General features: G+C 67.4%; 9 protein-coding genes. 8 read left to right on the top strand and 1 reads right to left on the bottom strand.

The window, feature by feature from the left end; genetic code table 11:
• The first annotated feature begins 6 nt into the window (after positions 1-6).
• The 7 genes from ACQY4O_RS13755 to ACQY4O_RS13725 all read left to right on the top strand — a co-directional run bounded on the left by ACQY4O_RS13755 (position 7) and on the right by ACQY4O_RS13725 (position 7867).
• A complete protein-coding gene (locus ACQY4O_RS13755) occupies positions 7-1101 on the top strand; it encodes a HoxN/HupN/NixA family nickel/cobalt transporter (RefSeq protein WP_428376925.1) in 1095 nt (364 codons plus the stop codon).
• An 82-nt stretch (positions 1102-1183) separates the two neighbouring features.
• Entirely contained in the window at positions 1184-1792 is a 609-nt protein-coding gene (gene rimP / locus ACQY4O_RS13750) for a ribosome maturation factor RimP (protein WP_428376924.1), read from the top strand.
• Between the two features lie 47 nt (positions 1793-1839).
• Positions 1840-3417: a transcription termination factor NusA gene (gene nusA / locus ACQY4O_RS13745; protein WP_428376923.1), complete on the top strand. Its 1578-nt coding sequence runs from the start codon at positions 1840-1842 to the stop codon at positions 3415-3417.
• 16 nt (positions 3418-3433) lie between these two features.
• Positions 3434-4108, top strand: coding sequence for an RNA-binding protein (locus tag ACQY4O_RS13740; protein WP_428378197.1), 675 nt, complete (start codon positions 3434-3436; stop codon positions 4106-4108).
• Positions 4105-6828 carry a translation initiation factor IF-2 gene (infB, locus tag ACQY4O_RS13735; RefSeq protein WP_428376922.1) on the top strand — a complete coding sequence of 908 codons (2724 nt, stop codon included), beginning with the start codon at positions 4105-4107 and terminating at the stop codon, positions 6826-6828. Before ACQY4O_RS13740 ends, infB begins: the two co-directional genes overlap by 4 nt.
• 10 nt (positions 6829-6838) lie before the next feature.
• Complete coding sequence (rbfA, locus tag ACQY4O_RS13730) at positions 6839-7327, top strand: 30S ribosome-binding factor RbfA (RefSeq protein WP_428376921.1); 489 nt, start codon at positions 6839-6841, stop codon at positions 7325-7327.
• 93 nt (positions 7328-7420) lie between these two features.
• Positions 7421-7867: a GNAT family N-acetyltransferase gene (locus ACQY4O_RS13725; protein ID WP_428376920.1), complete on the top strand. Its 447-nt coding sequence runs from the start codon at positions 7421-7423 to the stop codon at positions 7865-7867.
• A 254-nt stretch (positions 7868-8121) separates the two neighbouring features.
• On the opposite strand, the gene oxlT is transcribed toward ACQY4O_RS13725, so the two are convergent.
• Entirely contained in the window at positions 8122-9396 is a 1275-nt protein-coding gene (gene oxlT / locus ACQY4O_RS13720) for an oxalate/formate MFS antiporter (protein ID WP_428376919.1), read from the bottom strand.
• 498 nt (positions 9397-9894) lie between these two features.
• Here oxlT and ACQY4O_RS13715 point away from each other — a divergent pair, with 498 nt between their 5' ends.
• Positions 9895-11004 (top strand): IS630 family transposase, encoded by a 1110-nt coding sequence (locus ACQY4O_RS13715; RefSeq protein ID WP_428378057.1) that lies wholly within the window; start codon positions 9895-9897, stop codon positions 11002-11004.
• Positions 11005-11048: the final 44 nt, after the last annotated feature.

The following is an 11048-nucleotide window of genomic DNA, read 5'->3' as shown; positions in this document are numbered from 1 at the left end:
ACGCGCATGCTGACCCTGATCAGGGCCGTGTTCGACGAGCGGCAGCGGGGTGCACGCTCGCTCCGCATCCCATTGATCGGCATCTACAGCCTGCTGGGCTTCGTCAATCTCGCGGTCTGGCTATGGGCGCTGCTGGTGTTCCGGCAGCACCCGCTGCTGCTCGGCACCGCCCTGCTGGCCTACGGCTTCGGGCTGCGGCATGCGGTGGATGCCGACCATATCGCGGCCATCGACAACGTCACCCGCAAGCTGATGCAGGAGGGCATGCGCCCGGTCAGCGTGGGCTTCTTCTTCTCGCTCGGCCACTCGACCGTGGTGGTGCTGGCGGCCGCCGGTGTCGCCGCAACCGCAACCGCTCTCGGGCGGCACCTGGAGCAGTACAAGGCTGTCGGCGGCATCGTGGGCACGCTGGTCTCGGCCCTGTTCCTGTTCGCGATCGCAGCCGCCAACATCGTCATCCTGGCTTCGGTCTGGCGCACCTGGCGGCATGTGCGGGCCGGTGGCCGCTACGTGGACGAGGATTTCGACATCCTGCTCAACAGCCGCGGCCTGCTGGCGCGGCTGTTCCGGCCGCTGTTCCGGCTCGTCACCCGCGCCTGGCACATGTATCCGCTGGGTTTCCTGTTCGGGCTCGGCTTCGATACCGCGACCGAGGTGGCGCTGCTCGGCATCTCGGCGACACAGGCGGCACAGGGCATCCCGGTCTGGTCGATCATGGTGCTGCCGGCCCTGTTCACCGCCGGGATGTCGCTGATCGACACCACCGACGGCGTGCTGATGCTGGGCGCGTACGCCCCTGCCTTCGGAAAGGACGGCGCGGTCATCAAGCCGATCAGGAAGTTGTACTACAATCTGGTGATCACCCTGGTGTCGGTGCTGGTGGCAGGCCTGATCGGCGGCATCGAGGCGCTCGGGCTGATCGGAAATCAGTTCGGCCTGTCCGGACGGTTCTGGCAGGGCATCGAGACGCTGAACGACAATTTCGGCAGCATCGGGTTCATCGTGATCGGCGTGTTCATCGCGGCCTGGATCGGCGCCGTCCTGATCTACCGCTATCGCGGCCTTGACGAGGCTCTTGCCACGCCCATCCGCCGCGACTAAATAACGCTTATTCCTGATCTTCCGTATCTCTCGGAGGGTGGCCGTAAAAGGCCGCCTTTTTTGCTTTGGATCGTCTCCCGCCGTGGATCATGAGCTGCCTCATCTTGTCGGACTGGAAGCGCGCATCGCCGACATGATCGCGCCCGCCGTCACCGATATGGGTTTCGAGCTGGTGCGCGTCGCCGTGCTCGGACGCGATCGGCCGACCGTGCAGATCATGGCGGATCGCGCCGACGGCACACTGATCGGGGTCGGCGATTGCGAGGCGATCAGCCGCGCGGTGGGCGCGGTGCTGGATGTCGAGGACCCCATTCCGGGGGAATGGGAACTCGAGGTGAGTTCGGCCGGGATCGACCGTCCGTTGACGCGCATCAAGGACTGGAACCGCTACGCCGGCCACCAGGCACGCGCCGAGGTCAACATCCCGATCGATGGCCGCAAGCGGTTCGCCGGCATCGTGCTGGGTGGGGCGGACGGCACCGGACGCATGCGTCTCGATGACGGCACCGAGGTCGCGTTGCCGCTGGCCGAGCTCCGGCGGGCCCGGCTGGTGCTGACGGATGCGCTGATCGCGGCATCGGCCCGGATGAACAAGATCGGTGGCCTGGACGCCGAGGCGGACGTCGGCGCGGAGGTAGCGCCCGCCGGCAAGCCGGGCCGCCACCGCAAGATGCCGCCCAGGACGCACTAGACGCACCCGCTAGACGCACGCACTAGACGATACGAGAGGGAAATCTCATGGACACTGCCGTCTCCCGTCCCGAGCTTCTGCTGGTCGCCGATGCCGTCGCGCGCGAAAAATCCATCGACCGCGAGGAGGTGCTCGAGGCGATGGAGCAGGCCATCCAGAAGGCCGGCCGCGCCAAGTACGGCCACGAAAAGGATATCCGCGCCACCATCGACCGGCGCTCCGGCGACGTGCGGCTGACGCGCTGGACCGAGGCGGTGGAGACCGTCGAGAACGACGAGACGCAGATCCCGGTGCACATCGCGCGAAAATTCAAGCCGGAGATCCAGGTCGGCGAGCACATCGTCGATCCGCTGCCGCCGATCGATTTCGGACGCATCGCGGCGCAGACCGCCAAGCAGGTGATCGTCCAGCGGGTGCGCGAATACGAGCGCAAGCGCCAGTACGACGAGTTCAAGGACCGCGTCGGCGAGATCGTCAACGGCACCGTCAAGCGCACCGAATACGGCAACCTGATGGTGGAGATCGGCCATGCGGAAGCGCTGCTGCGCCGCGACGAGCTGATCCCGCGCGAGAGTTTCCGCAACAGCGACCGCGTGCGCGCCTACATCTACGACGTGCGCGACGAGCCGCGCGGGCCCCAGATCTTTTTGAGCCGCACGCATCCGGCCTTCCTCGCCAAGCTGTTCGCGCAGGAGGTGCCCGAGATCTATGACGGCATCATCGAGATCAAGGCGGTATCGCGCGATCCGGGCTCGCGCGCTAAGATGGCGGTGATCTCGCGCGACAGCTCGATCGATCCGGTCGGCGCCTGCGTCGGCATGCGCGGCTCGCGCGTGCAGGCGGTGGTGCAGGAGCTGCAGGGCGAGAAGATCGACATCATTCCGTGGAGCCCGCAGGCGGCGACCTTCGTGGTCAATGCGCTCGCACCCGCCGAGGTCACCAAGGTGGTGATGGACGAGGAGGCCGGCCGCGTCGAGGTGGTGGTGCCCGACGAGCAGCTCAGCCTGGCGATCGGCCGCCGCGGCCAGAACGTGCGCCTGGCCAGCCAGCTGACCCGCTGGGACATCGACATCCTGACCGAGGCGGAGGAGAGCGAGCGCCGGCAGGAGGAGTTCCGCCGCCGCTCCGGCCAGTTCGTCGAGGCGCTGGACGTGGACGATGTGATCGCCGGGCTGCTGGTGACCGAGGGCTTCAATTCGGTCGAGGAGCTGGCCTTCGTGGCCGTCGACGAGCTGGCCGACATCGAGGGCTTCGACGAGACCGTGGCCGAGGAGCTGATCCGTCGCGCCGAAGGCTTCCTGGTGCGGCGCGACGAGACGCTGAACGAGAAGCGCCGCGCGCTGGGCGTGACCGACGAGGTCGCCGAGATGGGCGGCTTCTCGGTGCAGGCGCTGGTGATGCTGGGCGAGAAGGGTGTCAAGACCCTCGACGACCTGGCCGATCTCGCCGGCGACGAGCTGGTCGAGATCCTCGGCTCGGATGCGATCGACGAGACGGCGGCGAACGAGATCATCATGGCCGCCCGCGCGCACTGGTTTGCCGGCGAAGCGCAAAGCGAGGCAGGCGGGGCTCCGGCAGTGTCCGACGCACCCGAAGCGGGCAGCGAGGAGCAGCACCACGTCTGAGCCAATCGACGAGACCATCGACGCAAACACTGTCGACGCAAACACTGCCCAGGACGACAGTGATGACAGCGAGCGCGGCCCGCTGCGTCGCTGCATCGTCACGCGCGAGCGGGCCAGCCCGCAGGGGATGATCCGCTTCGTGGTGTCACCCGACCGGGTGCTGACCCCCGACCTGGCCGCGCGTCTGCCAGGACGGGGAATGTGGTTGAGTGCCCGGGGGGATGTGCTAGAAACCGCCCGCAAGCGGGGGGCCTTCGCGCGTGCTGCACGCGGGCCGTTGACGATCCCTGCCGATCTCGCCGTGATGCTGCAGGACGGATTGCTGCACCGGATCATCGATCTGCTCGGCCTGGCGCGGCGTGCGGGCCAGGCGGTGAGCGGCTATACGAAGGCACGCGAGTGGATCACGGCCCGCAAGGCCGGCCTCATCGTCCAGGCGTCGGACGGCAGCACCGACGAGCGGGCGCGCCTGCTGTCCGGTGCGCGCGATCTGCCGGTCCTGGCTGTCTTGACCGGATCGAAGCTGGGCGCGGTGTTCGGCCGTGACCATGTAGTGCATGTGGCTGTGGCGGCCGGGGCTCTGGCCCAGCGGCTGGTTGCAGAGAATGGACGTTATGCGGGGCTGGCCGGGCAGGCCGCTCCGGTCCGGCGGGACGATCCCACGGACAGGTTGGAACAGGCGGGACTATGAGCGAAGGCAACGACCAGGATCAGGCCAAGGGGCGTCTCTCGCTCCGGCCGGCCAGCCGCTTGGAGCTGGGACGCACCGTGGATGCCGGATCGGTACGGCAGAGCTTCAGCCATGGCCGCTCCAAGGTCGTGCAGGTCGAGGTGCGCAAGAAGCGTGGCCCCGGCCCGGCGCCGGCTCCCGGCACGCCCGGCCAGACGCCGGCCTCCTCGCGTGGAGCCGGCGCGTCCGCCGCGCGTCCGGCGGGTGCCGGCCGGGCGCTGACCGCCTCCGAGCTCGCGACCCGCCAACGCGTGCTGGAGGAGCAGCAGAAGGAGGCCGCGCGCCGCGACGCCGAGCGCCGCGAGCAGGAAAAGATTTCCGTGCTTTCCGCCGCCGAGGAGGCGCGACGACGCGACGACGAGGCGCGTCGCCTGGCCGACGATCAGGCCCGCGAGGCGGCCGAGGTCGAGGCCCGACTGCGCGACCAGGCTGCCGAGGCCAAGCGCCTCGCGGCGCACGAAGCCGCCGACCAGGCGGACCTGTCCGGCGCGACGCCGGCGCCACGTCCGGCGGCGTTGCGCCCGGGCGTGCAGGTCATCCAGCGTGGCGCCGGGAGCGAGGCGCTGCGGCCGCTCGCCGAGCGCGCCACCATGGCGCCGGTGCCGGCATCGGCCTCGCGCAGCGGCGCCGAGACCGCCGCCGTGCCCGCCGAGACGCTGCGACTCAAGCCGGGCCGTCCCGAGGACGAGGAGAGCCGCCGCTTCGGTGCGCCACGCCGTCCGGGTGCCGCCCTGCCGCCGCGCAAGACGCCGGTGGTGGCTCCCAAGAAGGTCGGCGACGGACGCCGCACCGGCCGCATCGACGTGCAGGCCGCCATCGAAGGCGAGGACGAGAAGACCCGTTCGCTGGCCTCGGTGCGTCGCCAGCGTGACCGCGAACGTCGCCAGGCCGAGCTGGAGCGGCTGCGCTCCGATCAGGTCCGCGTCGTGCGCGACGTCGTGCTGCCCGAGACCATTACCGTGCAGGAGCTCGCCAACCGCATGGCGACCCGGGCCGGCGACGTCATCAAGTCGCTGATGCGCATGGGCGTGATGGCGACGGTGACGCAATCGGTCGATGCCGACACCGCCGAGCTGGTGGTGCAGGAATTCGGCCACCGCGTCCGCCGGGTTGCCGACAGCGATGTCGAGATCGGCATCGAGGGCGTGGTCGACGTGGATACCGACCTGTCGCCGCGGGCACCGGTGGTGACCATCATGGGCCATGTCGATCACGGCAAGACCTCGCTGCTCGACGCGCTCCGGGCGACCGACGTGGCGACCGGCGAGGCGGGTGGCATCACCCAGCATATCGGCGCCTACCAGGTCGAGCTGCCGAGCGGCTCGCGCATCACCTTCATCGACACGCCGGGCCACGAGGCCTTCACCGCGATGCGTGCCCGCGGCGCCTCCGTCACCGACGTGGTGGTGCTGGTGGTGGCGGCCGATGACGGCGTGATGCCGCAGACCATCGAGGCGATCCGGCACGCGAAAGCCGCGAACGCGCCGATCATCGTCGCCATCAACAAGATGGACAAGCCCGGCGCCATTCCGGACCGGGTGCGCCAGGAGCTGCTGAGCCACGACATCGTGGTCGAGGCGATGGGCGGCGAGACGCAGGATGTCGAGGTCTCCGCCACCAAGCGGACCGGCCTAGACAGCCTCGAGGAGGCCATCCTGCTGCAGGCCGAGATCCTGGATCTGCGCGCCAATACCAAGCGCGCCGCCGAGGGTTCGGTGGTCGAAAGCCGGCTCGATCGCGGCCGCGGCCCGGTGGCAACCGTGCTGGTGCAGAACGGCACCCTGCACCAGGGCGACATCGTGGTGGCCGGCGCCGAGTGGGGCCGGGTGCGCGCCATGCTCGACGACAGGAACCGCCCGATCAAGCAGGCCGGTCCGTCGACGCCTGCGGAGCTGCTCGGCCTGACCGGCGTGCCGGGCGCCGGCGAGCCGTTCGTGGTGGTCGAGAACGAGGCGCGGGCGCGCGAGATCAGCGAGTTCCGCCAGCGCAAGATCAAGGAGAAGCAGGCCGCCGGCCATGTGGCGGCCCGCGGCACCCTGGACCAGATGCTGGCGCGCATCCAGGCGGGTGCGCAGAAGGAAGTCGCGGTCCTGGTCAAGGCGGACGTGCAGGGCTCGGCCGAGGCGATCCAGGCCACCGTGCTCAAGCTCGAGCACGAGGAGGTCAAGGTCCGTGTGCTGATCGCCGGCGTCGGCCAGATCACCGAGAGCGACATCCAGCTCGCCAAGGCGTCGGATGCGGTCATCGTCGCCTTCAACGTGCGCGCCACCAGCCAGGCCCGCGATCTCGCCCAGCGCGAGGGCGTGGATATCCGCTACTACTCGATCATCTACCAGGTGTCGGACGACATCGAGCAGCTGGTGCGCGGCAAGATCGCGCCGAAGCACCGCGAGAAGTTCCTCGGCTACGCCGAGATCCGTCGGGTGTTCGACATCACCAAGACCGGCAAGGTGGCCGGCTGCTACATCACCGAGGGCCTGGTCAAGCGCGGCTGTGGCGTGCGTCTGCTGCGCGAGAACGTGGTCATCCACCAGGGCGAGCTCAGCCAGCTCAAGCGCTTCAAGGACGATGTCCGCGAGGTGGCGCGCGGCTACGAGTGCGGCCTGTCGTTCGCGGGCTTCAACGACCTGCGCGAGGGCGACGTGGTCGAGTGCTACGAAATGGAGCTGGTCCCGGCTTGAGCCCCGCTCGATGAGCAAGGCGTCCCGCGGCAGGACGCAAACCAAGGGGCCGGTCGGCAGGCCGGCCCCTGCTTCGTCTCCACTGCCTTCTGGCGCTCTTGGCAAGCGCGGCAAGAGCCGGGCGGCGGCCGGCCCGACGCAGCGCCAGCTGCGCGTCGGCGAGGAAATCCGGCACGTGCTGGCCGAATTGTTCACGCGCGTCGAGTTCCGCGATCCCGAACTGACCGGCGTGCAGATCACGGTCACCGAGGTGCGGATCAGCCCGGACCTCAAGCACGCCACCGCCTTCGTCACCCGTCTCGGCCGCAGCGACATCGACGCGCTTATTCCCGCATTGAAACGCGCGGCGCCGTTCCTGCGCGCGCAACTTGGCCACGCGGTGCGTCTGCGCGGGGTGCCGGAGCTGCATTTCCAGCCCGATACGGCGCTCGACTATGCGATGGAGATCGACACGCTGCTGCGCAACCCGGTGGTGCAGCGCGACCTGGAGCCGGATTGATCGGCCCGGGCGGCTAGATTAGGAAGTCGAAGGGCGCTGCCCTTCACCCGCTGGGGCCGACGGCCCCAGACCCCATCACTGAAAGCGGGATTGATGCTGCGGCGTGCAACGCCGTCTGATGTCGCGGCGGTTCGTGATTTGACACGCGCCGCCTACGCCAAGTGGGTCGCCGTCATCGGCAGAGAGCCTAGGCCGATGACGGCCGACTACGATGTTGCTGTACGCGACCACGCGATCGACCTGTTGCATGTCGATGGCGCACTCGCCGCGTTGATCGAGATGCGTCCCGAGAGCGACCACCTGATGATCGTGAACGTTGCGGTCCTGCCTGTCTTGCAGGGCCGTGGCTATGGCCATGCGCTTCTGGCACATGCCGAAGAGTTCGCACGGTCGCTGCGGCTTGCGGAGGTGCGCCTCTACACCAACAGCCGGTTCACCGAGAACCTGCGGCTCTACGAGCGGGTCGGATACCGGGCAGACCACGAGGAGGTTGTGCCGGACATTGGCATCGTCATGCACATGAGCAAAAGCCTCCCCTGAAGTCCGCTCTCCATATCGCGCGGATCTTCTATGTGCTGCGGGCGGGTTCAGAGCCTGTTTGAAAACGCCTGCTGCTGGGTGAGAGCGGCCCCCCCAAGCATTGGAGGACCACGGCCGGCGTGACTTTCCGAGCACCGGAGCGGAGCGGCCGCCCATGCTTGAAAAGTGGGGGCGGTGAGCACTGGAGCGCAGGGAAAGGCGCCCGTGCTTGGAAAGAGGGGGATCGCCAGCAGCAGGGATTTGCAAGCAGGCTCTCAGGCGTGCTGGCCGGCGACGCCCCGCAACGGTGAGCATGTCGCACGCCATTGGCGGCGGAGCGGGCGCAGCACGAGGATCGCGAGACATGCGGTCGCGAAGTCGAGGCCGATCGTGATGGCAAACACCGGCACCCAGCCTCCGGCGGCGTCGTGCAGCAGGGCCGCGACGGGGCCGCCGAGCAGGGAGCCGACGCCCTGCGCCATGTACAGGAAGCCGTAGTTGGTTGTGGCGTGGCGTGGGCCGAACGTGTCGGTGAGCACGGAGGGGAAAAGCGAGAAGATCTCGCCCCAGGCAAAGAAGACGACGCCCGATAGAAGTGCGAAAGCGTAGGCGTTGTGGCGGAAGTTGAGCAGGAGTGCGATGGCGAGCGCCTCGGCGCAGAAGGCAACTGCCATGGTCTCCTCGCGGCCGAGGCGATCCGACACGAAGCCGAAGAACGGGCGCGTCAGGCCGTTGGTGACGCGGTCGAAGGTGAGTGCGAACGGAAGTGCCGCGACACCAAAAACGATCTGGTTTGCGACACCGAACTCATGCGCGAAGTTGGCGAAGTTGGCAGCGACCATGAGACCGCCGGTCGACATCATCGTCATCATGATGAACATCAGCCAGAACAGCTTCGTGCGGAGCATGGCGCCGGGTGCAACATCCAAGGCGGGGTCAGCTCCGTCCGCGGCGCGTGCGCTGCCTACCGCCGCCTCCCCTGGCACCGGCGTGCGGAGAAAGAGCGCGGCAAGCACTCCGACAGCGGCAAATGCCAGGCCAAAGGCGAGAAGGGTGTGGCGGAAGCCGCTCGACGCGATCATGGAACTGATCGGGAAGGTGGTGACCACGGCGCCCATGCCGTAGCCGGCCGCGACGACGCCGGCGGCGAAGCCGCGCCGCTCGGGAAACCAACGCACCATCAGGCCGATGATTCCGACATAGACGATGCCGGTGCCGAGGCCGCAGAGCAGGCCGTAGCTCGCATAGAGGCCGACCAGCGTGGTCGCAAACGCGGATGCAGCCCAACCGGCTCCTGACAGGGCGGCTCCAATGGCAATCATCACCTTTGGTCCGAGCCGGTCGATCAGATAGCCTTGCGCCGGCGAGAAAAACGTCTGCAGCACGACGAGGGCGGTGAAGGTCACCTGAACGGCGGCGAGCGAGCTATGGGTCCCAGCCTGGAAGGAATGGACGAAGAGCGTCCAGACATATTGCGGACTGGAGATCGTCATCATCACGAGCAGGCCGAGTGCGAGCTGCGTCCAGCGGCGCATGTCGGAGGAAGGCATGGCAGCTCCGAGTGGGGGCTGTCCCGTCGATGCACGAAGCGTGCCTGTTCAGCTCGTCCGCTATTTCCAGTCTAACAGGATGCTGGAAAAGCAAGGCCAGGGCGCTGCCCTGGTCCCGCTGGGGCCCCGTCTTGGAGCAGTGGGGGCCCCAGACCCCGATTCTGAAATTCAAGGATCTCAAGGGCTTGCCTTTGATGGGCTTGAGCCGCGAAGCGGATCGAGGGGGCGAAGCCCTTGGCCTTCACGCGTTGCGCTAAGCTTGACCCGGATTGCTTGCGGCAGCGCCAGCAATGACAATAGGTCACCGGTCCCAGAAGCTGTCCCTTGATCTCGTAACACACCCGCCCGCAAGCACACGATCCGGTCAACATAGTTCGGTTATAGCGCGTCTCGAGCAACTTGTTCGCCGCCTAGTGTCCTGAACCCGAAGTTCGCTTGAGAACTCTTGTACTCGACCTTTGTGTATGGGATACTCCTTTGGTTGGTGAGGAGCGGAACATGAGAGGTCGACCGCCTGCCGCCATAGTGTTGAGCGATGCGGAGCGTGCGGAGCTGCTGACGTTAAGCCAGCTGCGGTCGACCGCTCAAGGCCGGGCGATGCGTGCAAGGATCATTCTTGCTTGCGCCGATGGTGGCTACGGCAAGGACATCGCAGCGTCCCTCGGCGTGGATCAGGTCACCGTCAGCAAATGGCGGCGACGCTTTGCAGCGCATCGCATGGACGGGCTGCTGGACGAGCCACGCTCCGGAGCGCCGCGCACCCTTGACGATGCCCGGATCGAGGATGTGATTGTCCGGACCCTTGAGAGCCTGCCGCTCGGCGCGACCCACTGGAGTTCGCGCAGCATGGCCCGCGCCTCGGGCTTGTCGAGCACGAGCGTGCAACGGATCTGGCGGGCGTTCAGCCTGCAGCCGCACCGCGTCGAGACGTTCAAGCTGTCGACCGATCCGGATTTCGTCGCCAAGACCCGGGACGTCGTCGGCCTCTACGTCTCGCCGCCCCGGCATGCGGTTGTGCTCTGCGTCGATGAGAAGTCGCAAATCCAGGCGCTCGATCGAAGCCAGCCGATGTTGCCGTTGAGGCCGGGGCAGGTCGAGCGGCAGACCCATGATTACAAACGGCACGGCACGACATCGCTGTTTGCTGCCCTCGACATCGCCACCGGACATGTCATCGGCCGTTGCTATCCCCGGCATCGTGCTGGCGAGTTTCGCAAGTTTCTCGACGAGATCGAGGCCAATGTTCCGGCCCAGCTCGATGTCCACCTGGTGATGGACAACTACGCTACCCATAAGACGCCCTTGATCCGCAACTGGCTCGCCAAGCGCCCCCGGTGGCACATCCACCTCACGCCGACCAGCGCGTCGTGGATGAACCAGGTCGAGCGGTTCTTCGGTTTGCTGACCGAGAAGCAGATCAGACGCGGCGTTCACCGTAGCGTCGCCAGCCTCCACCAGACGATCGAGACTTTCATCAACCAGCACAACGCCGACCCGAAGCCGTTCCGTTGGACGAAGTCCGCCGACGACATCCTCGCAACCATCGAGAGGTTCTGCACCCGAACCACTTATACAGTTAATGAGCGAACTTCGGGTTCAGGACACTAGCATGCCGCTCACAATCTGAAGCGGTCCTTGGCATCAGAGGCGGA

This window comes from Lichenicoccus sp. (assembly GCF_965277665.1).
GTDB lineage: Bacteria > Pseudomonadota > Alphaproteobacteria > Acetobacterales > Acetobacteraceae > Lichenicoccus.
Note: the sequence above shows the minus strand (reverse complement) of the source record. Positions and strands in the feature narration are given on the sequence as shown.